Consider the following 21657-nt stretch of genomic DNA (forward strand, 5'->3'; position numbering starts at 1 on the left):
TTTTGGGCAGTTTAACGCATTCTGCGAAATGATGGAATCACATTCGCTAGAGAACTGCGGCCAGAACCAGAGGCAAGGCGCCGACCGCCAGCAGGGTCGAGACCATCACCATCCCGGCCACCGCCTCGGCATCGGCGCCGAATCGTTCGGCCAGCAGATAGGCCGAAACCGCTGCGGGGACCGACATCTGAACCACCAGTACCCCAAGTGCCGGGCCGCTTAGGCCAAAGCCTTGCGCGACAAGCCAGCCGATCGGGAAACAGACCGCCAGTTTCAGTATCGACAGTCCCACCGCCTGTCCGATCCGTCGGATCGACAGGCGGGCAATCGCCACACCCAGCGTAATCAGCATCAGCGGCACCGCCATCTGTCCGATCAGTTCCAGCGCGTTGGTCAGAAAACGCGGGGTCTGCCAGCCCTGGGTAAGGAACAGCGCCCCCAGCAGCGTTGCCCAGACCATCGGTTCACGCGCGACCTTGGACAGCGATCCCTGACCCGCGACGACGTGGATACCATAGGAAAACGACCAGAGCGCGCTGAGCGAAAAGAACACCACCGCATAGCTCAGCCCCTCGACCCCGAAGGCGAACATGCACAGCGGCAGGCCCAGATTGCCGGTGTTTCCGAACAACAGCGGCGGCAGATAGGTTCGCCGGTCCAGCCCGCTGACCCGCACGATCAATCCGAACACCATGGTCAGCGCCAGAATCGCCAGCGCCGAGGCGAGGCTGAAGCGGCTGAGATCGCCGCCCGGAATCTCGGTCTTCATCAGCGCGACAAAGATCAGGCAGGGTACGGCCAACATGGTTCCCAGCCGGGTTACGAATTGCAGCCTGTACTCGAATCCCATCCGCACCCAGCCGAACCCGATAGCTGCCAGCAGAAAAACAGGTGCGACAATTTCAAGCACTGTTACGGCAAGGTTCACAGACTGTTTCCCTTAATTATCGATCAATTGTTGGACACCGGGCGGCGGTTGACGGTACTAATTGCATTAGGGGCTGAAATGACAATGATGAAATCACACGCCAAATATCATTTGGGGCAAGTGGTCCGTCATCGCAAACACCCGTTCCGAGGTGTCGTGTTCGATGTGGATCCACAATTTGCCAATACCGAGGAGTGGTACCAGGCTATCCCCGAGGATAGCCGGCCACTGAAGAATCAACCCTTCTACCACCTGCTAGCCGAGAACGACCAGAGCTACTACGTGGCCTATGTGTCCGAACAGAACCTGATTGCCGACTATTCCGGCGAGCCGGTGGAGCACCCGGATATTCCCGACATGTTCGGGCCGTTCCAAGATGGGACATATCCCCTGCACTTCCAGTTAAACTAATCGGCGCAGCGCGCGCAGGGCTCAATAACCCAGCGCGCAACCGTCTTTACGTGCGTCGCTGGCGGCTTCCAGCACACCATCGGTGCGGATGCGGATCGCCTGCGCGCCGCCCAGCGGGACCTCCGGTGTGACCACCTTGTGACCCATATCGGCAAGTGCCCGGCGCACAGCGTCCGGGTAACCGCGTTCCAGCTTCAACACGCCCGCATCGGCAAAGGCGCGTGGGGCGTCGATGGCGGTCTGCAAATCCATCCCGAAATCGACCAGGTTCGAGGTGAAGCGTGCATGGCCCACCGGCTGATACGCACCGCCCATTACGCCAAATGGGGTCAACGTACCGGGCCCCTCGCGCAGCATGCCCGGGATGATGGTGTGCATTGGCCGTTTACCACCCGCCATCTCGTTCGGGTGGCCCGCTTGCAGGGTGAAGCCGGCGCCGCGGTTTTGCAGCAGTATGCCGAATTTCTCCGAGGCGATGCCCGACCCGAAGCCATGGAAGATCGAATAGATCAGCGAAACCGTCATGCGGTCGCGGTCAACGACGGTGATATAGATTGTGTCCTTGTGCACCGCCTCGGTCAGCAGTGCGGCAGCGGCCATGGCGCGTTTCGGGTCGATCAATGCCGCCAGCCGCGCTGCCGTTTTCGGGGCCAGCATGTGATTCAGCCGGTCGGTATGGTCGGGATCGGCTAGGAACCGGTTGCGCGCGTCATAGGCCAGCTTGGCCGCCTCGGCCTCGATATGGATGCGCTCGGCGCCCAGCGGATCCATCGTAGCGATGTTGAAATGCGACAGGATGTTGAGCAGCAGGATCGCCGTGGCACCCTGTCCGTTGGGCGGATGTTCTACCAGATCGGCGGATTTGTAGGGTCCTGAGATAGGTTCGGTCGGGGTGCAGGCGGTGGCGTCGAAATCCTCGGCGCGGTGCGGGCCGCCCAGAGCGTTCAGCGCTTCCAGCATGTCCTCGGCCACTTCTCCGGTATAGAACCCGTCGCGCCCGAGGTGGGCGATGCGGCGCAGAACCTCGGCCTGTCCGGGGGCGGCGAAGACCTGGCCGGCCTTCGGCACGCGCCCTTCCAGTAGATAGTGGCGCCGCGCCGCGCCCTTGAGTGTGCCCGCCTCTCGCGCCCAGTCGAAAGCCACGCGTGGGGCCACCGGAACTCCGTGCTCGGCATAATGGATCGCGGGTTGCAGTAGCGTGTCGAGACCCAATCGCCCCTCGGCTTCGGCCAGATGGCAAAAGGCGTCGATGGCGCCGGGCATGGTGACCGCATGGGGGCTGCCAAGCGGAACGCGCTCCAGCCCTTGCGCGCGCAGGGCAGCAGCAGAGGCAGAGGCGCCAGCGGCGGCACGGCCCGAGCCGTTCAGGGCGCGGATGTGGTCTTCACCGGGTCTGGTATAAAGCACGAAACAGTCTCCACCGATCCCGGTCATCTGCGGCTCGCAGATGCCCAGAACCAGACCGGCGGCCAATGCCGCATCCATCGCGTTGCCGCCACGTTTGAGCAGATCGATCGCAACCTGCGCCGCAAGCGGGTGCGAGGTGGCGCACATCCCCTCGGTGGCATAGGCCGGCGAACGTCCGGGCAGGTGAAAATCGCGCATATCGATGTCTCCCTCGTGGTACCGCGACACTAGGGGGCGGGCGCGGGAAATCAATCCAGCGATCTCGCGAACACGAGGTTTTCAGGAGGGAATGTCAGGGAGGTAGTCCTCGGCGCCGCGCACTGGGTGGGGGCTGTAACGCGCAACGCCGAGGGAAGCCATATGCAGCTACAGGTTCGTTTCTGACCGTTCATTGCGGCATGAGTTCGGAGCGATTGTGGCGAGATTGTGGCGCACTCGATTTTGATCACGATACCTTTGGCAGATCGAACCGCAGCGACAGCAAATTGCTGTTCTGTCGCCGTTCATAACGGATTTCGCTGACCAGTTGCCGGATCAGGAACCAGCCGAACCCCCCTTCGGGCAGGTCAGCCAGATTGGTATCGACACTGGCCGGTTCGCCCTTGGGCAATTGCCCATCGGGCAGCGGGCGTCCCTGGTCAGAGATTCGGATCAGCAGCTTATTGCTACGCATCTGGCACCGGATGCGGACCTGACCCGGTTTGATGTCGGCATAGGCATGTTCGACCACATTGTTGATCGCTTCGGCCAAAGCGATTTCGACATCGCCGGCCCGGTCCTCGGACAGGCCGCGCTGGCGCAACTGGGTCGCAACCGCGCGAATCCCCTCTCGCGCCTCCATCTCTGTGGCTCGGAAATTCAGGGTAAAGCCTTGCCGATCCGCGTTGAACTGCACCGTGCCAGCCTCCCCGGTGGGTTAATTCGGGTGTACCGCAAGCGCGTCGTCGAGCGTTGCGAACAGATTGAACACGGTATCCATGCGGGTTAGGCGAAACACCTTGTCCACGATCGGGGTAAGCCCGGCGAGGTCCAGCCGTCGGTTGCCGCCGAGTTGCTTCATCGAAGCGACAATCGCGCCCAGCCCGCTCGAATCGATGAACGTGACCTGCGACAGGTCGAGAATCACGCGATCGGGTCCCGCTTCGGTTTCACGGCGCATGTCTTCCTTGAACTGGATCGCCATGGCGGCGTCTATTCGTTCTACATTCACGGTGATCACCCTTGTGTCACCGGCCATGGTGCTGGTCAGACTCATACTCCCACTCCTCGGGTGGCTACTTTTCGCCGCACGAGGGTAGACGGCAATTCTTACCATTCGGTATTTAGGCGCAGAGCTTTCCTCAGGAGGACAGGATGAAAGAAGTTGTCATCGCCGGTGCCGCGCGCACACCGATGGGCGGGTTCCAGGGCATGTATGACGGCGTCAGCGCCGCCGAACTGGGCGGCGCCGCGATTCGCGCCGCGCTGGCCGGGGCAGGGGCCGCCACCGTGGACGAGGTGCTGATGGGTTGCGTCCTGCCCGCCGGTCAGGGTCAGGCCCCCGCGCGCCAGGCGGGCTTCGCCGGCGGTCTGGGCGAAGAGGTGCCCGCCACCACGCTCAACAAGATGTGCGGCTCGGGCATGAAGGCGGCGATGATCGCCTTTGATCAGATCGCGCTGGGCCATACCGACACCATGATCGCGGGCGGGATGGAGAGCATGACCAACGCCCCCTACCTCTTGCCCAAGATGCGCGGCGGCGCCCGTATCGGCCATGGCCAGGTGATCGACCACATGTTCCTCGACGGGTTGGAGGACGCCTATGACAAGGGCCGCCTGATGGGCACCTTTGCCGAGGATTGCGCCGAGCATTACCAGTTCACCCGCGAGGCGCAGGACGACTATGCGCTGCGCTCGCTGCAAAACGCGCTCGACGCGCAGGCCTCGGGCGCCTTTGACGGCGAGATTGCCGCCGTCACCGTCAAGACCCGCAAGGGCGAGGTGGTGACCGATGCCGACGAACAACCCAAAAGCGCCCGGCCCGACAAGATCCCGACGCTGAAACCCGCCTTCCGAAAGGATGGCACCGTGACCGCGGCCAATGCCTCGTCGATCTCGGACGGTGCCGCCGCCCTGGTGCTGGCCTCGGCCGAGGCCGCCGCCGCCCAGGGCCTGACCGTGCGCGCCCGTATCCTCGGGCATGCCAGTCATGCCCAGGCGCCGGGCTGGTTCACCACCGCCCCGGTTCCGGCTGCCAGGAAGCTGCTCGCCAATATCGGCTGGAGCGTCGAGGATGTGGACCTGTGGGAGGTGAACGAGGCCTTTGCCGTGGTGCCGATGGCCTTCATGCATGAACTGGGCCTGTCCCGCGACAAGGTGAACGTCAACGGCGGCGCCTGCGCGCTGGGCCATCCGATTGGCGCTTCGGGCGCGCGGATCATGGTGACGCTGCTCAACGCGTTGGAAAAGCGCGGGCTGAAGCGTGGGGTCGCCGCGATCTGCATCGGTGGCGGCGAAGGCACCGCCATCGCCATCGAGCGGGTCTGACCCTTTGAAAAAGTGGCGCGCCGAAGCGATCCGGCGCGTTCCTCAGGCCCCTGCGCGGCGCATCAGGGCCAGCGACGCGGCAACCCCGATCATCGCCAGGCCGCAGAACCGGCCCAGCCACTGCCTCGCCAAGCGCCCGCCCCGGCGCTGTGAACAGGCGCCAACAGCTGCATAGAGGCTCATCACCATCAGGTCCGTCGCCACGAAGAGCGCGGCCAACACCAGATATTGCCGGGCCGCAGGCTGGGTGGGGTCGATGAACTGCGGCAAGAGGGCGGCAAAGAACAGATAACCCTTGGGGTTGGTGACTGCGACCAGAAAGCTGCGGCGAAAGACCGTCGTGGCGCGCTCCTGCGGGGCGCTCTCTATCGTACCGGGATGCGTCGCCCCTCGTATCAGCCGGAACCCGAGATAGGCGAGATAGGCCACGCCCGCCCATTTCACCAACCCGAACAGCAGGGCCGAGGCACTCAGCACCGCCCCCAGGCCCAGCGCCGCCGCCGTGATCAACAGGATATCCGACAGGGCCGCGCCCATGATCCCCGGCACCGCGCCACGCATGCCGCCCCGCGCCCCGTTGCCCAACGCCAGCAAGACGGTCGGCCCGGGGGTGGCGATGGCGGCCAATGCGGTCAGCAGGAAACCGGCAAGCATCAGCTCCATCGGATCAGGCCCCTTGCCGCGACAGTGCAGGGAACAGGCGCACCAGCACCGTGATTGCGGCCAGTTGTGCCGCGATAACGGCGGGCCAGATCAGCGGAAACTGCGGGTCGAGGTATTTCTGCGGCCCGAACGAGACTAGCGCGCCCAAAACGGCGAGCACGGCCAGCACCCGCCCGGCGCGGCTCTCTCCCAGCACAATCGCCGCGATTGCCGCCGAGACCGAAGCACCTATGAACGGCCCGATGCCGAAAAGCGGCGTCGCGATGGGTGGGTGCGGGAGCACTCCGGCGTAGAGTGCGGACAGCATGATCAACTGCAACAGGATCAGCACCACAAGCGCGGCAAGGCTGGGGCGGTCGGTCTGGGTCATGTCATTCTCCTGAATCGGTGTCATCGAAAGCGTAATTGTGATTACGGTTGCCTGTATCCGTAATGATGATTACGGTTGACGTCAAGCGAAAGGAAACCCGATGAAGGATGACAGCCGCGCCGACCGCCAACAGCAGATCGAGGAAGCCGCCTATGCGCTGCTCGAACAAAAGGGTTATGCGGGCACCTCGATGCAGGGGATCGCGCGGCTGGCGCGCGCCTCGAACGAGACGCTCTACAGCTGGTATGGTGACAAACAGGGCCTGTTCCGGGCGCTGGTCATCCGCAACGCTGCCGAGGTTCGCGCGCAGCTGGAGGCCGATCTGGCCGCGGCGCGACCATCCCGCGACACGTTGCATGCGCTCGGGCCACGGCTCTTGATGCTGTTGCTGGGTGACCGGGCGGTGGCGCTGAACCGTGCCGCCGCCGCCGACCCAAGCGGCGAGTTGGGTGCGCTGATCGCGCAATCGGGGCGTGACAGCGTGATGCCGCTGATCGTGCAGGTACTGGAGGCGGCGCGGGCCGAGCGCCTGTTGCGTTTCGACGATGCCGGGGCGGCGGCGGGCCTTTACCTCGATTTGCTGGTGGGCGACCAGCAGATCCGCCGGGTAATCGGGCGCCTGACCGTACCATCAGAGGCTGCGTGCCAGGCCCGCGGGGCGGCAGCGGTCACGCATCTGTTCCGCCTTCTGGGCTGACCCGTCTCTTGTCTTTGCTCCCTGTCCGCGCGATAGGCTTGTTTCACGCCAGACCCAGCGGAGAGCCGCCATGACCGTTGACTACAACACCCTCGCCAAGACCATCGCCGCCCTGACCGAGGGCGAGACCGATCCGGTGGCGCTGATGGCGACGGTCACCTGCGAGGTGCATCATTCGGACGACCGCTTCAACTGGACCGGTTTCTACCGGGTGACCGAGCCCGGTGTGCTCAAGATTGGCCCCTATCAGGGCGGTCACGGCTGTTTGCGCATCCCGTTTGACAAGGGCGTCTGCGGTGCCGCGGCGCGGACCGGTGAGGTGCAACTGGTGCCGGATGTGGATGCCTTTCCCGGCCATATCGCCTGCGCCTCTTCCACCCGGTCGGAACTGGTCCTGCCGGTGTTTGACGGGACTGGAGCGCTGATCGCGGTGTTCGATATCGACAGCGACCTGCCGGATGCCTTTACGGTCGCGGATGCCGAAGCGCTGGGGGCAGTTCTAGAGCAGGTCTTTGCCCAATAGGATCACCAGGGCGGTGATCTGAAACAGCACGATGGACCAGAGCCAGCGGCCAAAAGGCTGCTTGCGGGTCTTGTGCCGGAACAGCCACCGCGACAACAGCGCCGCCGGGCTGCCGCCAAGGGCGGACAGCCAGAGCAGCAGATGCTCGGGCACCCGGCCACGGTTCCAGCGTGCCGAGAGCTTGTCCCAGGCGAACAGAGCCACCGTCAGCCCATTGAGGACCCAGAGATAGAGGATCGCGTTCCACATGGGCGGGTCTTAGCGTTTGCCCGGTTAGAGATGCAAGAACCGGCGGTGGAAAAGGGGGGGCGCTGCCCCCGCCGCCGCAAAGCGGCGACTCCCCCGGAGTATTTGCTGCAAAGTGAAGCGGTGTTCTGTTGGTTCGTGAAATTTGTGTTGAGAATTTCACGAGAATCGCGTCATCATGAAATTCTATGGAGTTTTTTCACGAAGCTTGGGAGGCGCCGGTGAATACGCAAGCCCCGTCCAGCGCGACGCTTGGCGCCGATCTGCGCGCCCTGCGCAAGGCGCGTGGCCTGACGCTGAGCGAGATCGCGGCGCGGCTGGGGCGCTCTGTCGGCTGGCTCAGTCAGGTAGAGCGCGACATGTCCGAACCCTCGATCTCGGACCTGCGCCAGATTGCGGGTTGCCTGGGCGTGCCGATGTCGATGCTCTTTGCCCATGCCGCCGCCCCGGCCGAGGAACAGGGATACGTGGTGCGGGCGGGCGCGCGGCGGCCCATGGGCTCGGGCGAGGAGGGGCTGATCGAAGAGCTGCTATCGCCGGATTTGACCGACGATTTCGAGATGGTGCATTCCACCTTTGCCCCGCATTCGCGGATGCAGACCCCGGCCAACCGACCCACGCAAGAGGTTGGATACATGCTGTCGGGGCGGCTGGAGCTGACCATTGGCGGGCGCGTCTTCTCGGTCGGGCCGGGCGACAGTTTCCGTATCCGCCATGAACCCTATCAATGGGCCAATCCTTATGACGAACCCGCCGTTGCTGTCTGGGTGATCGCGCCACCGGTGTATTGAGGAGAATGCCATGATCAAAGGTTCCTGCCTGTGCGGCGATATCCGCTACGCGACCGAAGCCGAGCCCCAGGGCGCCTCGATGTGCCATTGCGGTCAGTGCCGGCGGCAATCGGGCGGCATCTGGTCCTCGGCCTTTGTGCCCGCGACAGCACTGACCATCACCGGCCCGGTCAGCTGGTTTGCCGCCAGCGACAGCGCCAAGCGGGGGTTCTGCGCTCGTTGCGGCTCTTTCCTGTTCTGGAAGGCCAATGACGAAGACACGATCAGCTTTTCGCTTGGATCCATTGATGGCCCCACCGGCCTGCGCCTGACCAAGCACATCTTTGTCGCCGACAAGGGCGACTATTACGACATCGCGGACGATGCGCCGCACAAGGACTAGGGAGTGAACATGTCCGATTTTCCCAACAAGGCCCGCGTGGTCATCATCGGCGGCGGTGTGGTGGGGGTGTCCTCGCTCTATCACTTGGCCAAGAAGGGTTGGACCGACTGCGTTCTGCTGGAAAAGAACGAGCTGACCGCGGGCTCTACCTGGCATGCGGCTGGCAACGTGCCGACCTTTTCGACCTCGTGGTCGATCATGAACATGCAGCGGTACTCGACCGAGCTTTATGCCCGTCTGGGCGAGGAAGTCGACTACCCGATGAACTATCATCAGACCGGTTCGATCCGTCTGGCGCATACCAAGGAGCGGATGCAGGAGTTCGAGCGCGCCTGCGCCATGGGCCGTTATCAGGGCATCAAGATGGAGATGCTGACGCCCGACGAGGCCAAGGCGCGTTATCCCTTCCTGGAAACTCATGACATGGCCGGGGCGCTTTACGATCCGACCGATGGCGATATCGACCCGGCGCAGTTGACCCAGGCACTGGCCAAGGGCGCGCGCGACATGGGGGCCAAGATCATCCGCTTCTGTCCCGCGACCGGTGTCGCCCAGCAGCCCGATGGCAGCTGGATCGTGCATACCGACAAGGGCGACATTGCCTGTGACTATGTGGTCAACGCCGCAGGCTATTATGCCCAGCGGGTGGGCGAATGGTTCAAACCCTATGGCGGGCGCACCGTGCCGATGATGGTGATGAGCCACCAGTATCTGCTGACCGAACAGATCCCCGAGCTTGAGGCTTGGTCCAAGGAGAACGGTCGCAAGCTGCCGCTCTTGCGCGATGTGGACGTGTCCTATTACCTGCGGCAGGAAAAGAACGGCATCAATATCGGCCCCTACGAGCCCAACTGCCGCGCCCATTGGGATGTGGACAGCGACCCGATGCCCGACGATTTCAGTTTCCAGCTCTGGTCCGACGATCTCGACCGGATCGCGGATATCGTCGCCGACGCAATGGAACGCGTGCCCGTTACCGCCACCGCAGGTGTCAGCCGCATCATCAACGGGCCGATCCCCTATGCCCCCGATGGATTGCCGCTGATCGGCCCGATGCCAGGCGTGAAAAACGCCTTCGAGGCCTGCGTGTTCACCTTCGGCATCGCCCAGGGCGGCGGCGCGGGCAAGGTGTTGGCGGAATGGATCGTCGATGGTCAGACCGAATGGGACATGTGGTCCTGCGATCCGCGCCGCTATACCGATTACACCGATCACGACTACTGCGTGAAAAAGGGGATGGAGGTCTATGGCAACGAATATGCCATGCACTTCCCCTGGCACCGCTGGCCTGCAGCCCCTGACAAGAAACTCTCGCCGGTGCATGACCGGGTCAAGGCGCAGGGGGGCGTTATGGGGGTCTATAACGGCTGGGAACGCGCCAACTGGTTCGCGCAGCCGGGCGATGACACGTCTGAGGATAGCACCCACACCTGGGGCCGCTCCGGCCCGTGGGAGCAGCGGATCAAAGAGGAATGCGAGGCCGTGCGCGATCATTGCGGCGTGCTCGACCTGCCCGGCTTCTCGCGCTTTCTGGTCAAGGGGGCAGGTGCGGCCGAGGCGCTGCGCGGCCTGATCACCGGCGGCCTGCCCAAGGTGGGGCGGATGAACCTTGTCTATATTTCAGAAAACCGTGGCCGCATCCTGACCGAGATGTCCTGCATCCGGCTGGGCGAGGACGAGTTCGTGATGATCACCGCGGCCACCGCGCAATGGCATGACCGCGATATCCTTTTGGGTGCCATGCCCGCCGGTGTCACGGTCGAGGATGTGACCACCACCCGCGACACGCTGATCGTCACCGGCCCGAAATCGCGCGAGATCCTCGCCGGGCTGTCGGACGCCGACCTGTCGCAAGGCTGGCTGACGCATCAGGCCGCCACCGTCGCGGGCCAACCCGCCTTTCTGATCCGCGTTTCTTTTGCCGGGGAACTGGGTTGGGAGGTGCACGCGCTCAACGAACACATGCCCGCCATCTATGACGCGATCCTTGCCGCCGGGGCAAAACCCTTCGGCATGTGGGCGCTGAACTCGCTGCGCCTCGAAAAGGGCTATCGCGCGTGGAAGGGCGACCTCTCCACCGACTACTCGTTGCTCGAAGGCGGGCTGGAACGCTTCGTCAAGCTCGACAAGCCACAGGATTTCCCGGGCAAGGCCGCGATCCTGGCCGAGAAACAGCGCGGGGTGAAGAAAAGCTTTGTCACCCTGCTGGTCGAGGCCGGAGATTGCGATGCGCCCTATATGTCCTGCCTCTGGCATGACGGGCAGATCGTGGGCGAGACCACCTCGGGCGCCTGGGGTTACCGTATCAACGCCAGCGTCGCGCTGGGCATGGTGCGCGCCGATCTGGCGGTGCCGGGCACCGAGCTGGAGGTCGAGATCTACGGGCAGAAATGCCGCGCCGTGGTGCAGCCCGATCAACCGCTCTGGGATCCGGAAAACGAGCGGTTGCGCGCATGACCATCCCCGCCACCATGTCCGGCGTTTATCTGACCCGCCACGGCGGGCCAGAGGCACTGGCGTGGTGTGATGACATCCCCGTCCCGGTCCCCGGGCGGGGGCAGGTTCTGGTCCGGGTGCTGGCCGCCGGGGTCAACAATACCGACATCAACACCCGGATCGGTTGGTATTCCTCGGATGTGACCGGCGCTACCGACAGCGGCGAGACCGGAGAGGCGGGCGGCTGGGCCGGGGCGCTCAACTTCCCCCGCATCCAGGGCGGCGATCTTTGTGGACGCATCGTGGCGCTGGGCGCGGGCGTGACCGGCTGGACCACCGGCCAGCGCGTCACCTGCCAGATCAACCTGCCGCGTCCGGCGCCGGAAAATCCCTTCGGCTTCGTAGCGCTGGGCTCGGAGCTGGACGGCGCCTTTGCCGAATATTGCCTGCTCGAGGCAGGTGACCTCTTCGACGTCACCGCCTCGCCGCTCTCGGACATCGAAATCGCCGCCATGCCCTGTGCCTATGGCACCGCCTGGAACCTGCTGGCGCGCTGCGGCGTGGGGCAGGGCGATATGGTGCTGATCACCGGCGCCTCGGGCGGCGTGGGGCTCGCCGCCGTACAACTGGCTGCGCATCTGGGCGCAAGCGTCACTGCGATGACCGCGCCGGCCAAGGCCGAGGCCGTCACAGCCGCCGGGGCGACAACCATCCTGGGCCGCGACGACACGCCCCCGCCCGCCCGTTTCGACCGGGTGATCGACGTTGTGGGCGGCCCGCTCTGGCCCGACCTGATCCGCGCCCTGAAACCCGGCGGCCACTACGCCGTATCGGGCGCCATCGCCGGGCCGATGGTCACCGCCGATCTGCGCCAGATCTACCTGCCCGACATCACCCTCCACGGCGCCACCTACCAACCGCGCGCGGTCTTTGCCCGCCTCATCGACCTGATCAACACGGGCGCCATTCGCCCGCTGGTCTCGGCCACCTATCCCCTCCACCAGATCGCCCAGGCACAGGCCGAGTTCATGACCAAACGCCTGCCCGGCAAGATCGTCCTCATCCCCCCACAGGAGCACCCATGACCGACATTACCCTGCTTGATGGCTCCATCGGCCAGGAACTGGTCAAACGCGCGGGCAAGCGCCCGACGCCGCTCTGGTCCACCTCGGTCATGCTCGAGGCGCCCGATCACGTCGGCGCCGTCCATCGCGACTATTTCGAGGCGGGCGCCACTGTCGCCACCACCAACACCTATGCGGTGCTGCGCGACCGGCTGGAACCGGCCGGGATCGGTGACCAGTTCGAGGCGCTGATCGACACCGCGCTGGCCCAGGCCGAAACCGCCCGCGCCGCGCATGGCACGGGCCGCATCGCAGGCGCCCTTGGGCCGCTCGGCGCCTCTTACCGCCCCGACATCTGCCCGCCGCCTGCGGAAGCCGAGGCGCTTTATGCCGACAGCGTCCGGGCGATGAACGACCGGGTCGACCTGTTCCTGATCGAAACCGCCGCCTCGGTCGCTCAGGCCGAGGGCGCGCTCCGGGGTGCGTCCCTTGGCAGCAAACCCGTCTGGCTGTCGGTCACCGTGATGGACGACGACGGCAGCCGCCTGCGCTCGGGCGAAGGGGTGGGTGAGCTGGCCGCCATCGTCGCGCAATACCAGCCCCAGGCGGTGCTGGTGAACTGCTCCCGCCCCGAGGCCATGGCCGCCGCGCTCGACATCATCGCGGGCTTTGGCCTGCCCTTCGGCGCCTATGCCAACGGCTTCACCCGCATCACCGAAGGGTTCCTCAAGGACCGCCCCACGGTCGAGGCGCTCTCCGCCCGCGTCGACCTGACGCCCGAGGCCTATGCCGATTTTGCCATGGGCTGGGTCGGTCAGGGCGCCACCATCGTCGGCGGCTGTTGCGAGGTCGGCCCCGAGCATATCGCGCATCTTGCCCGTCGCCTGCGCGCGGCGGGGCATCGTATCGTCTGAGGAGTGCGGCACATGGGGGCCGAAACAACGCTGAAACTGGTCAAGGCCGAAACCCGGCAAACGCAGTTCGATATCATCGTCGCGCCCGGTTTCGTGCTGACCGAACTGGCCGCTTTGGTCGACGTATTGCGGATCGCCAATCGGGTCTGCCCGCACCCCCCCTTTGCCTATACTTACCGTTCCCTGCGTGGCGGTCTGATCGAAAGCAGCAGCGGCGCCGTGGTCGCGACCGAGCGGGTGCCGGCCCAACCAAGGGCGGACTACCTGTTCGTCATCGGCAATTCCGATCCCGACCAGCCCGAATTGTCGCTGGGACGCGTCGTCAAGGATTACACCTTTCGCGGGGCGCAGGTATTTTTGCTGGCCGAGGCCGCGAGCCGATATATCAACGAACGCGGCACCGCCGATCTGGCCACCCATTGGGAAAACGCCGCGTTTCTGCGCGAACGCGGCGCGCGCTTTGATGCGACCTTCTCGCTGGCGACAGAGCAGGGGCCGGTGGTGACCTGCGCGGGCATGGGGGCGACGGTCGACGTGGTTTTGTCAGTGATCGGGCGACATGTTTCGGGCCCGGCCAAGATGACGGTTGCCGATATCATGCTTCACGAACATATCCGCGACTTTGCCACGATGCAGCCGTTCTCGGGGATCAAGACCACCTCGACCGGGGACGAGGCGCTGGATCAGTGCATCAAGATGATGCAGGCCAATATCGAGGACCCTCTGCCCATTGGTGAGATCGTTGCGGCGCTCGGTCTGTCCAATCGCTCGTTGGAGCGCAAGTTCCGAACCTATATGGGGACAACGCCCAACAACTTCTATCGCGAGATGCGGCTGGCCAAGGCCAATTCTCTGCTGCTGAATACCGCGATGAGCGTACGCGAAATCGGGCTGGCCTGCGGTTTTCCGAACGGATTCTCGGCGGTCTACAAAAGCTTCTACGGGGTTACCCCCTTTGTGCTGAGGCGGCAGAAACGTGCGGCTGTGCAGCGGTGATTTTCACCGCTGCCGTGACGTTTTTGATGGATTTCCTGTCGCCCACCCGTGGCATTGTCGGGCAAATCGCAAGTTGTGGAGACATATATGGCTGATCTTCCCACCCAGGCCCGCGTGGTCATCATCGGCGGCGGCGTCGTCGGCTGCTCGGTCGCCTATCACCTGACCAAGCTCGGCTGGAAAGACGTCGTTCTGCTCGAACGCAAGCAGTTGACCTCGGGCACCACCTGGCATGCCGCGGGCCTTATCGGCCAGCTGCGCGCCAGTTCCAACATGACCAAGCTCGCCCGCTATTCGGCCGAGCTCTACATGGGGCTCGAGGCCGAGACCGGCGTCGCCACCGGCATGCGGCAGGTCGGGTCGGTCTCGGTCGCGCTGACGGGCGAGCGGCTGGAAGAGCTCTATCGCAACGCCGCCATGGCCCGCGCCTTTGGCGTCCCGGTCGAGGAACTGTCGCCTGCCGAGGTCAAGGAGCGCTATCAGCACATCAACCTCGACGGTGTCACCGGCGGTGTCTGGCTGCCGACCGACGGGCAGGCCGACCCGGCCAATATCGCGCTGGCGCTGGCCAAGGGCGCCCGCCAGCGCGGCGCCGTGGTCAAGGAACGGATCAAGGTGACCGGCATCGCCAAACAGGGCCGCCGGGTCACCGGCGTCGACTGGATCAGCGACGATGGCTCTGAGCAGGGCCATATCGCCTGCGAGATGATCGTGAACTGTGCCGGTATGTGGGGCCATCAGGTGGGCCGCATGGCGGGCATCAACGTGCCGCTCCAGGCCTGTGAACATTTCTACATCGTCTCGGAACCCATCCAGGGCCTGACCCAGATGCCGGTTCTGCGTGTCCCCGACGAATGCGCCTATTACAAGGAAGACGCCGGCAAGATGATGCTGGGTGCGTTCGAGCCGAAATCGAAACCCTGGGGCATGGACGGCATCCCCGACACATTCGAATTCGACCAGCTGCCCGAGGATTTCGACCATTTCGAACCCATCCTTGAGGCCGCCGTGAACCGCATGCCGATGCTGGGCAGCGCGGGCATTCACACCTTCTTCAACGGACCCGAAAGCTTTACCCCCGACGACGCCTATCACCTCGGCCTTGCGCCCGAGATGGACAACGTCTGGGTCGCCGCCGGGTTCAACTCGATCGGCATCCAGTCGGCGGGCGGCGCGGGCCGTGCGCTCAGCCAGTGGATGGACAGCGGCGAGAAACCCTTTGACCTGGGCGATGTCGACATCGCCCGCATGCAGCCCTTTCAGGGCAACAAGCGCTATCTGGTCGAACGCTCGACCGAGACGCTGGGCCTGCTCTATGCCGATCACTTCCCCTATCGGCAGAAAGCCACCTCGCGCGGGGTGCGCCGCACCCCGTTCCACGAACATCTCAAGGCGCAAGGGGCCGTGTTCGGCGAATTGGCGGGCTGGGAGCGCGCCAACTGGTACGCGCGCCCGGATCAGGAGCGCGAATATCGCTACAGCTGGCGGCGGCAGAACTTCTTCGACAACGTGGCCGAGGAGCACAAGGCGATCCGCACCGGGCTGGGCATGTATGACATGTCCTCCTTTGGCAAGATCCGCGTCGAAGGGCCGGACGCCACCGCATATCTGAACCATATCGCGGGTGGCCAGTTCGATGTGCCGGTTGGCCGCATCGTCTATACCCAGTTCCTGAACGTGAATGGCGGGATCGAGGCCGACGTCACCGTCACCCGCCTGAGCGAGACCGCCTATCTGGTGGTCACCCCTGCCGCCACCCGCTATGCCGACCAGACCCGGATGATGCGCCTTGCGGGAGATTTCCGCGTGGTGATCACCGATGTGACCGCGGGCGAAGGCGTGTTGGCGGTGATGGGGCCCAAGGCGCGCGAGTTGATGGCGCGGGTCAGCCCGAACGACTTTTCCAACGATGTGAATCCCTTTGGCACCGCGCAGGAAATCGAACTGGGCATGGGCCTTGCCCGCGTCCACCGCGTGACATACGTGGGCGAGCTGGGATGGGAGATCTACGTCTCCTCCGACATGGCGGGGCATGCGTTTGAAACCCTGTTCGAGGCGGGCCAGGACCTGGGCCTGAAACTCTGCGGCATGCATGTGATGGATTGCTGCCGGATCGAAAAGGCGTTCCGCCATTTCGGCCATGACATCACGCCCGAGGATCACGTGCTGGAGGCCGGGCTGGGCTTTGCGGTCAAGACCGACAAGCCCGATTTCATCGGCCGCGACGCGGTGCTGCGCAAGAAAGACGAGGGGCTCAAGACCCGCATGGTCCAGTTCCGCCTGACCGACCCCGAACCGCTGCTCTATCATAACGAGCCGCTGCTCAGGGACGGCCAGATCGTCGGCTATCTCAGCTCGGGCGCCTATGGCCACCACCTGGGCGGTGCCATCGGCATGGGCTATGTCCCCTGCGCAGGCGAAAGCGCGGCGGATGTTCTGGCTTCGACCTACGAGATCGACGTGATGGGCACACGTGTCCGTGCAGAGGCCGCGCTTGCCCCGATGTATGATCCGAAATCCGAGCGGGTGAAGGTCTAGCGTTCTGCCAAGAGGAGCGCCTGCGGCGCGCTCTGTTGGTGCCGCGCGTTCCGCGCGGGGTGCGAGGCGCTGCCTCGCGCTCCGGGATATTTCGGGCAAGAGGAAGGGGCGATATCACGGGTGTTGATGGGCCAGTTCACGGATTTGGTGCTTTTCTTTCCTGGCGTGCCTGTTCACAACGGGCGGGCAGAGGAGAATGCGAGATGAGCGATCACCGGCCCGAGAATGTGGATACGCCCAAAGGGCTGGTGCTGGCGATCACCGCCTATCTGTTGTGGGGGTTTCTGCCTCTGTACATGAAGGCGCTGGCGCATGTTCCGTCGGTCGAAGTGGTGGCGCACCGGGTGATCTGGTCGGTGCCTGTCGCCGGAGCGCTGCTGGTGGCGCTGGGACGCACCCGCGATCTGCGCGCGGCATTGCGCAATCCGCGCATGCTGGGCATGGCCTGCCTGACGGCGGCGCTGATCTCGGTCAACTGGGCGATCTATGTCTGGTCGATCGCCAATGGTCGCGCGCTGGACGCGGCGCTGGGCTATTACATCAATCCGCTGTTCAGCATCGCGCTGGCGGGGCTGTTCCTGGGAGAGCGGCTGAGCCGGGCGCAGATGGGTGCCATTCTGCTGGCCGCGGCAGGGGTGGCTGTTTTAATCGCTCAAGCGGGAGAATTGCCCTGGGTGGCGCTGGGCCTGACCTTCAGTTGGGGGTTTTATGCCTTGTTCAAGCGGTCGCTGCCGATCGGTCCCAATCAGGGGTTCCTGCTCGAAGTGTTGATCCTGTCGCCCTTTGCGCTGGCTTATGTGGTCTGGATCAAGGCGCAGGGGCAGGGGCATTTCGGGGACTTCGGGGCCGACAGCCTGTTGTTGGCCGGGGCCGGTGTGGTGACGGCGGTGCCGCTTCTGTTTTATGCCAACGGGGCCAAACTGGTGCGTCTGTCGACCATGGGTATCCTGCAATACATCGCGCCCACGATGATCTTTGTCACCGCCGTGGCGCTCTTTGGCGAGGAGATCGACCGCGCGCGCATGATTGCCTTTCCGATGATCTGGGCCGCGCTGGTGATCTATTCCGTCCCGATGCTGCGGCAGATGCGGCGCGCGGCCTGATCGCGGATCAGACCGGCCAGCCCCTCGGCCCACCGATCATAGGCCAGCGGGCTGGGATGATAGCCGTCGCGGGCGGCCATTGCCGGATCGGGTGGAATGACGGGATGGTGATACACCGCCTGGGGGTGATGCGCCGCGACCTGTTGCAAGGCGCGGTCGAGCCGCCGGGCCTGAGCACCCAGTATCCAGGCAAGCGGTTGCGGCAGGGCCGGAAACAAGGCCATGTCTGGTACCGCAGTGACAATGACCACCTGCGCCCCGAGCGGGCCCGTCAGATGATCCAGCAGTGCCGCCTGACGCCGGGCGAAGCCGCGCGCACTCGACCCGCGTGTGGTGTCGTTCACTCCCAGCGCCGTGACTGCGATGTCGAACGGTCCGGTCAGCCGGGCCAACCGGTCCAGCGTGTCGCGGGTGGTGTGGCCTGTTGTCGCCTCGAGCCGCCAGTCGAGCGTATGTTCCAGGGCGAGCCGCGCCACCAGCCGGCCGCTCAGTGCCTCGGCCTGGGTCGTGGCGCCGACCCCGGCGGCCGAACTGTCGCCCGCGATCAGCAACCGCAACTGGGGGCCACTGCCCGCCGTGCCGGCGCGCGAACCTGCGGGTTCGGGCAAGAGCTGCGCCTTGCGCCGTACCGCCAGTCCCTGTGCGGCCAGAACCGGCAACAGGGGCAGGCGCAGAATCTGGTCGATCCCGATCAGCTGAGCGCCTCGCGATACTTGAGGAAACGTGCATCGGTCATCACCCGCGCGTTCATTGCGTCGCGCAGGGCGCCGATGGTCTTGTACGGGCGCATGACCACTTCGAATTCCTGGATCAGTCCGGCGTCGTTGAGGGTAATTAGGTCGACGCCGACCGCGTCCAGATCACCAACCTTGCACTGAAACTCCAGCGCCCAATCCTTGCCCTCACCCATGACGCGGCGATAGCGGAACTCGGAAAACACCTGTCCGACATGGCCCAGAACCGCGGCGACCGGGTCGCGACCGGTCCAGGTCTTGTAGTAGGTCGGCGGCAAGAAGCGAACATCCTCGGCCAGCAGGGCGTGGATCAGGCTCTCGTCGCCCTTGGCCACCACCTCTTGCATCCGTGCGATCGTGGGGTGCATCTGCGTTCTCCTCTCGATGGTTTGGCCGCAGCCTTGCGCCACCTGACCGGCGGCGCAAGCACGACGTTGCGAGAGGCCGTCGTCTGCGCTAGGGCATGCGGTCATGGACGACAACTACACTCCCCCACAAGACCCGCTGGACGTTATCCACGAGGATGCCGAACTGATCGTGGTGAACAAGCCCGCCGGGCTGTTGTCGGTGCCGGGGCGGGGTGCGCATCTGGCCGATTGCCTGCTGTCGCGGGTGCAGGCGGGATTTCCCGGTGCGCTGCTGGTGCACAGGCTCGACCGGGATACATCGGGGGTTATGGTCTTTGCCCAGACGCCGCATGCGCAGCGCAACCTTGGCCGCCAGTTCGAAGAACGCAAGACCCGCAAGACCTATGTGGCGCGGCTTTGGGGCAAGCTTGAACCCAAGACAGGCACCGTCGATCTGCCGCTGATCGTAGATTGGCCCAATCGCCCGCGCCAGATGGTGTGTCACGAGACAGGTAAACCCGCCGTGACCGATTGGCGGGTCCTGCGATACGAAGGCGATACCACCCGCGTGCGCCTGTTTCCGCGCACCGGGCGGTCGCATCAGCTGCGGGTGCATTGCCAGGCGCTGGGTCACCCGATCCTGGGCGATCCGTTCTATGCCACGGGCGCCGCGCAGGCGTTTCCGCGACTGATGCTGCATTCCGAGGAGTTGCGCCTCAAGCACCCGGAAAGCGGCCGTTCGATGACGTTTCGCGCACCCGCGCCCTTCTGAACGACCGTAATTCCCTTCACTTTGCCGCAAATACTCCGGGGGGTGCAGGGGGGCAGCGCCCCCCGCCGCGGCGTTTGCTATATGCTCAAACCTCGATCTTCAGCCAGTTGGGCGGCAGGATGTCGGGATTATGCAGGTTCGGATCGCCGAACCAGCGGGCGGGGCCGGCTACCCGCTTGTCCGGGTTTGCGTTCAGCCATGCCGCCCACCACGAGAACGAGGAGTTGCCGATGATATTGTGGCGGCACAGAGTCATCAGGCGCATGTCCTCGAAATCGGTCTCGGGTCCGTTGAAATCCACCACCACCTTTTGCACCGGCAGCGGCAGGTTGTCCCGCGCCCAGCCGGGATCGTCCGAAAAGACAAAGACAACCGGATTGCCCGCGACCCCCTCAAGGAGCCGGGTCAGCGCGGCCTCGTAGTAGCGCTGGTCGCACAGCGCATGGGCGGCCAGCGCCACGTAGTCCCCCCGCCGCACATGCAGCGAGATTGCAGGGCATTCGCCGATCCGCGCGGCCATTTCCGCGTTTTGGCTGTTGGAAAAAGCGGGAAAGGTGAAATCGGCGCGGATGCGGTCGGCGATAGGAGCGAAATAACGTTCCGACTGCCAATACCCGTGCAGATAGCTGCCGTCGCCCCACCCCTCGATCGCCGGGTTGTAGCCCAGCCCGCGCTCGCGCCGAAAGCGCGGTGGCAGGCCCAGCAGCCGCCAGGCGCTATAACGAAGGAAGCCGTCGCCTTTCAGCGGTGGAAGGCGGTCGGGCGTAGCGAGGTCCAGATCGAAGACGCGGGTCAACACCCCTTCGCCGCGCGCCTCGGCCAACCGGGTGTCCAGCGCGACTTGCGTGCCCAGACGCGCGGCCAGACCGCGCGCGGCGGCATATTGGAACATCTGGTTGCCAAGGCGGCCGTGCAGGCGGGTGGTGATCATGAATACGTACTTCTATGTTTCGGCACTTAGTAAAGAAATCGTGAGGCGTTGTGTAGGTTCAAACGCTGTTCCATGGGGGCTTGTTGACAGGTCGGGGTCTCTTGCCTATCTAACCGCCAGGTTCGGGTTCCCTGCCGCTCGCGGCCATTTGGCCATGGTGAAACCCGCTTGATCACGATCCTTGCCCTTTTCCGGCGCTTGGATGGCAATGCGAGCCCCGTCCGTTTTGATGCGCCCGTTTTGGAAAACGAGGCAAAGATGACACATAGAATACCCACCGCGCCCATCGAGGCGTACAAGGCGCAGGCCCGTCGCCTGCGCGACGATCTGCACGCTGCGGGCACCCCGATCAGCCATTCGCGCGCGCTTGAACTCGTGGCACACCAACACGGTGTCCGCGACTGGAACACGCTGGTGGCCGAGGCTGGCAACCGGCTGCATTTCAGCGTGGGTGACCGGGTGTCCGGCGAGTATCTGGGCCAGCCCTTCACCGCCGAAGTCCGGGGCCTGTCCGTGCTGGGAGATGGTGGCCACCGCCGCATCACGTTGCATTTCGACCAACCGGTCGATGTGGTCCGGTTCGACAGTTTCTCGGCCCTGCGCCAACGGGTCAGTGGCGAGATCGGATGGGATGGCCGCTCCAGCCGGCGTACCTCGGACGGCCAGCCGCAACTGATCGTGCGCCCAATCTGATTTGGGAAACCATCTGGTCGCGCGCCGCGCTCCCGGCGCGCGCCATTCCTCTTTCAATCCGTCGCAAACTCCTGTATGGGCGCAAAATCTGAGACGTGGTGCCCGGACCCCGGCACCGTGAAGGAAATGATAACGGGGTCGGCGGCAATGGGGCCGCCATTGAAACGGGAGACCCGGGATACGCC

General features: G+C 64.6%; 24 protein-coding genes. 14 read left to right on the forward strand and 10 right to left on the reverse strand.

All coding sequences use genetic code 11. From position 1 onward, the window contains the following. Nucleotides 1–46 precede the first annotated feature (46 nt). Nucleotides 47–928, reverse strand: a complete 882-nt coding sequence (locus tag AC2FNY_RS11770; RefSeq protein WP_496802555.1) for an AEC family transporter — start codon at nt 926–928, stop codon at nt 47–49. An 84-nt stretch (nt 929–1012) separates the two neighbouring features. Between AC2FNY_RS11770 and hspQ the strand changes: the two genes are divergently transcribed. Next, nucleotides 1013–1339 (forward strand): heat shock protein HspQ, encoded by a 327-nt coding sequence (hspQ, locus tag AC2FNY_RS11775; RefSeq protein WP_234138440.1) that lies wholly within the window; start codon nt 1013–1015, stop codon nt 1337–1339. A gap of 21 nt (nt 1340–1360) precedes the next feature. On the opposite strand, the gene AC2FNY_RS11780 is transcribed toward hspQ, so the two are convergent. From AC2FNY_RS11780 to AC2FNY_RS11790, 3 genes are all read right to left on the reverse strand, one after another. Further along, nucleotides 1361–2944, reverse strand: a complete 1584-nt coding sequence (locus AC2FNY_RS11780; RefSeq protein WP_496802556.1) for a gamma-glutamyltransferase family protein — start codon at nt 2942–2944, stop codon at nt 1361–1363. A 247-nt stretch (nt 2945–3191) separates the two neighbouring features. Beyond that, complete coding sequence (locus tag AC2FNY_RS11785) at nt 3192–3641, reverse strand: ATP-binding protein (RefSeq protein ID WP_496802557.1); 450 nt, start codon at nt 3639–3641, stop codon at nt 3192–3194. 21 nt (nt 3642–3662) lie between these two features. Beyond that, entirely contained in the window at nt 3663–4001 is a 339-nt protein-coding gene (locus AC2FNY_RS11790; RefSeq protein WP_496802558.1) for an STAS domain-containing protein, read from the reverse strand. A 98-nt stretch (nt 4002–4099) separates the two neighbouring features. Here AC2FNY_RS11790 and AC2FNY_RS11795 point away from each other — a divergent pair, with 98 nt between their 5' ends. Continuing rightward, nucleotides 4100–5272 (forward strand): acetyl-CoA C-acyltransferase, encoded by a 1173-nt coding sequence (locus tag AC2FNY_RS11795; RefSeq protein WP_496802559.1) that lies wholly within the window; start codon nt 4100–4102, stop codon nt 5270–5272. Between the two features lie 42 nt (nt 5273–5314). Here AC2FNY_RS11795 and AC2FNY_RS11800 read toward each other — a convergent pair whose 3' ends face one another. Then, a complete protein-coding gene (locus AC2FNY_RS11800; RefSeq protein WP_496802560.1) occupies nt 5315–5935 on the reverse strand; it encodes a LysE family translocator in 621 nt (206 codons plus the stop codon). Between the two features lie 4 nt (nt 5936–5939). Beyond that, nucleotides 5940–6305: a hypothetical protein gene (locus AC2FNY_RS11805; protein WP_234167544.1), complete on the reverse strand. Its 366-nt coding sequence runs from the start codon at nt 6303–6305 to the stop codon at nt 5940–5942. A gap of 100 nt (nt 6306–6405) precedes the next feature. On the opposite strand from AC2FNY_RS11805, the gene AC2FNY_RS11810 reads away from it, so the two are divergent. Beyond that, on the forward strand, nt 6406–7002 hold the full coding sequence (locus AC2FNY_RS11810; RefSeq protein WP_496802561.1) for a TetR/AcrR family transcriptional regulator: 597 nt from the start codon (nt 6406–6408) through the stop codon (nt 7000–7002). 70 nt (nt 7003–7072) lie between these two features. Then, nucleotides 7073–7525, forward strand: coding sequence for a GAF domain-containing protein (locus AC2FNY_RS11815; protein WP_496802562.1), 453 nt, complete (start codon nt 7073–7075; stop codon nt 7523–7525). On the opposite strand, the gene AC2FNY_RS11820 is transcribed toward AC2FNY_RS11815, so the two are convergent. After that, entirely contained in the window at nt 7502–7774 is a 273-nt protein-coding gene (locus AC2FNY_RS11820; RefSeq protein ID WP_164130478.1) for a DUF1294 domain-containing protein, read from the reverse strand. The two genes, AC2FNY_RS11815 and AC2FNY_RS11820, sit on opposite strands and share 24 nt — an antisense overlap. 185 nt (nt 7775–7959) lie before the next feature. Between AC2FNY_RS11820 and AC2FNY_RS11825 the strand changes: the two genes are divergently transcribed. From AC2FNY_RS11825 to rarD, 8 genes are all read left to right on the forward strand, one after another. Further along, the gene (locus AC2FNY_RS11825) at nt 7960–8562 is read left to right on the forward strand and encodes a helix-turn-helix domain-containing protein (protein WP_496802563.1); all 603 of its coding nucleotides are present in this window, start codon (nt 7960–7962) and stop codon (nt 8560–8562) included. 10 nt (nt 8563–8572) lie between these two features. Further along, entirely contained in the window at nt 8573–8944 is a 372-nt protein-coding gene (locus tag AC2FNY_RS11830) for a GFA family protein (RefSeq protein WP_496802564.1), read from the forward strand. 9 nt (nt 8945–8953) lie between these two features. Continuing rightward, nucleotides 8954–11401 carry a GcvT family protein gene (locus tag AC2FNY_RS11835; protein ID WP_496802565.1) on the forward strand — a complete coding sequence of 816 codons (2448 nt, stop codon included), beginning with the start codon at nt 8954–8956 and terminating at the stop codon, nt 11399–11401. Beyond that, entirely contained in the window at nt 11398–12465 is a 1068-nt protein-coding gene (locus AC2FNY_RS11840; protein ID WP_496802566.1) for an alcohol dehydrogenase family protein, read from the forward strand. Before AC2FNY_RS11835 ends, AC2FNY_RS11840 begins: the two co-directional genes overlap by 4 nt. After that, nucleotides 12462–13358, forward strand: a complete 897-nt coding sequence (locus AC2FNY_RS11845; protein ID WP_496802567.1) for a homocysteine S-methyltransferase family protein — start codon at nt 12462–12464, stop codon at nt 13356–13358. The genes AC2FNY_RS11840 and AC2FNY_RS11845 overlap by 4 nt, the downstream gene beginning before the upstream one ends. 12 nt (nt 13359–13370) lie before the next feature. Continuing rightward, entirely contained in the window at nt 13371–14354 is a 984-nt protein-coding gene (locus tag AC2FNY_RS11850; RefSeq protein ID WP_234144391.1) for a GlxA family transcriptional regulator, read from the forward strand. 87 nt (nt 14355–14441) lie between these two features. After that, nucleotides 14442–16892, forward strand: a complete 2451-nt coding sequence (locus tag AC2FNY_RS11855; RefSeq protein ID WP_496802568.1) for a GcvT family protein — start codon at nt 14442–14444, stop codon at nt 16890–16892. Between the two features lie 203 nt (nt 16893–17095). Beyond that, nucleotides 17096–17995, forward strand: coding sequence for an EamA family transporter RarD (gene rarD / locus AC2FNY_RS11860; RefSeq protein WP_234138474.1), 900 nt, complete (start codon nt 17096–17098; stop codon nt 17993–17995). Here rarD and AC2FNY_RS11865 read toward each other — a convergent pair. Together AC2FNY_RS11865 and AC2FNY_RS11870 are read right to left on the reverse strand one after the other, a co-directional pair. Continuing rightward, on the reverse strand, nt 17953–18654 hold the full coding sequence (locus tag AC2FNY_RS11865) for an SGNH/GDSL hydrolase family protein (protein WP_496802569.1): 702 nt from the start codon (nt 18652–18654) through the stop codon (nt 17953–17955). The two genes, rarD and AC2FNY_RS11865, sit on opposite strands and share 43 nt — an antisense overlap. A 32-nt stretch (nt 18655–18686) precedes the next feature. Further along, nucleotides 18687–19097: a nuclear transport factor 2 family protein gene (locus tag AC2FNY_RS11870; protein WP_234138478.1), complete on the reverse strand. Its 411-nt coding sequence runs from the start codon at nt 19095–19097 to the stop codon at nt 18687–18689. Between the two features lie 103 nt (nt 19098–19200). Here AC2FNY_RS11870 and AC2FNY_RS11875 point away from each other — a divergent pair, with 103 nt between their 5' ends. Beyond that, the gene (locus AC2FNY_RS11875) at nt 19201–19848 is read left to right on the forward strand and encodes an RluA family pseudouridine synthase (RefSeq protein ID WP_234138479.1); all 648 of its coding nucleotides are present in this window, start codon (nt 19201–19203) and stop codon (nt 19846–19848) included. A gap of 85 nt (nt 19849–19933) precedes the next feature. Here AC2FNY_RS11875 and AC2FNY_RS11880 read toward each other — a convergent pair whose 3' ends face one another. Next, nucleotides 19934–20779, reverse strand: a complete 846-nt coding sequence (locus AC2FNY_RS11880; RefSeq protein ID WP_496802570.1) for an alpha-1,2-fucosyltransferase — start codon at nt 20777–20779, stop codon at nt 19934–19936. A 258-nt stretch (nt 20780–21037) separates the two neighbouring features. On the opposite strand from AC2FNY_RS11880, the gene AC2FNY_RS11885 reads away from it, so the two are divergent. Then, nucleotides 21038–21472: a glyoxalase superfamily protein gene (locus tag AC2FNY_RS11885; protein WP_234138484.1), complete on the forward strand. Its 435-nt coding sequence runs from the start codon at nt 21038–21040 to the stop codon at nt 21470–21472. The last annotated feature ends 185 nt before the right edge of the window (nt 21473–21657 follow it).

Source organism: Ruegeria sp. BHSC223 (assembly GCF_059613025.1).

Bases quoted from the DNA above. Each gene is read 5' to 3' on its own strand.
- AC2FNY_RS11870 (WP_234138478.1), bottom strand. From the start codon at position 19,097: ATGCACCCCACGATCGCACGGATGCAAGAGGTGGTGGCCAAGGGCGAC.
- hspQ (WP_234138440.1), top strand. From the start codon at position 1,013: ATGATGAAATCACACGCCAAATATCATTTGGGGCAAGTGGTCCGTCAT.
- AC2FNY_RS11885 (WP_234138484.1), top strand. From the start codon at position 21,038: ATGACACATAGAATACCCACCGCGCCCATCGAGGCGTACAAGGCGCAG.
- AC2FNY_RS11795 (WP_496802559.1), top strand. From the start codon at position 4,100: ATGAAAGAAGTTGTCATCGCCGGTGCCGCGCGCACACCGATGGGCGGG.
- AC2FNY_RS11825 (WP_496802563.1), top strand. From the start codon at position 7,960: ATGGAGTTTTTTCACGAAGCTTGGGAGGCGCCGGTGAATACGCAAGCC.
- AC2FNY_RS11820 (WP_164130478.1), bottom strand. From the start codon at position 7,774: ATGTGGAACGCGATCCTCTATCTCTGGGTCCTCAATGGGCTGACGGTG.
- AC2FNY_RS11810 (WP_496802561.1), top strand. From the start codon at position 6,406: ATGAAGGATGACAGCCGCGCCGACCGCCAACAGCAGATCGAGGAAGCC.
- AC2FNY_RS11830 (WP_496802564.1), top strand. From the start codon at position 8,573: ATGATCAAAGGTTCCTGCCTGTGCGGCGATATCCGCTACGCGACCGAA.
- AC2FNY_RS11850 (WP_234144391.1), top strand. From the start codon at position 13,371: ATGGGGGCCGAAACAACGCTGAAACTGGTCAAGGCCGAAACCCGGCAA.
- AC2FNY_RS11855 (WP_496802568.1), top strand. From the start codon at position 14,442: ATGGCTGATCTTCCCACCCAGGCCCGCGTGGTCATCATCGGCGGCGGC.
- AC2FNY_RS11780 (WP_496802556.1), bottom strand. From the start codon at position 2,944: ATGCGCGATTTTCACCTGCCCGGACGTTCGCCGGCCTATGCCACCGAG.
- rarD (WP_234138474.1), top strand. From the start codon at position 17,096: ATGAGCGATCACCGGCCCGAGAATGTGGATACGCCCAAAGGGCTGGTG.
- AC2FNY_RS11790 (WP_496802558.1), bottom strand. From the start codon at position 4,001: ATGAGTCTGACCAGCACCATGGCCGGTGACACAAGGGTGATCACCGTG.
- AC2FNY_RS11815 (WP_496802562.1), top strand. From the start codon at position 7,073: ATGACCGTTGACTACAACACCCTCGCCAAGACCATCGCCGCCCTGACC.
- AC2FNY_RS11845 (WP_496802567.1), top strand. From the start codon at position 12,462: ATGACCGACATTACCCTGCTTGATGGCTCCATCGGCCAGGAACTGGTC.
- AC2FNY_RS11880 (WP_496802570.1), bottom strand. From the start codon at position 20,779: ATGATCACCACCCGCCTGCACGGCCGCCTTGGCAACCAGATGTTCCAA.
- AC2FNY_RS11835 (WP_496802565.1), top strand. From the start codon at position 8,954: ATGTCCGATTTTCCCAACAAGGCCCGCGTGGTCATCATCGGCGGCGGT.
- AC2FNY_RS11875 (WP_234138479.1), top strand. From the start codon at position 19,201: ATGGACGACAACTACACTCCCCCACAAGACCCGCTGGACGTTATCCAC.
- AC2FNY_RS11800 (WP_496802560.1), bottom strand. From the start codon at position 5,935: ATGGAGCTGATGCTTGCCGGTTTCCTGCTGACCGCATTGGCCGCCATC.
- AC2FNY_RS11840 (WP_496802566.1), top strand. From the start codon at position 11,398: ATGACCATCCCCGCCACCATGTCCGGCGTTTATCTGACCCGCCACGGC.
- AC2FNY_RS11805 (WP_234167544.1), bottom strand. From the start codon at position 6,305: ATGACCCAGACCGACCGCCCCAGCCTTGCCGCGCTTGTGGTGCTGATC.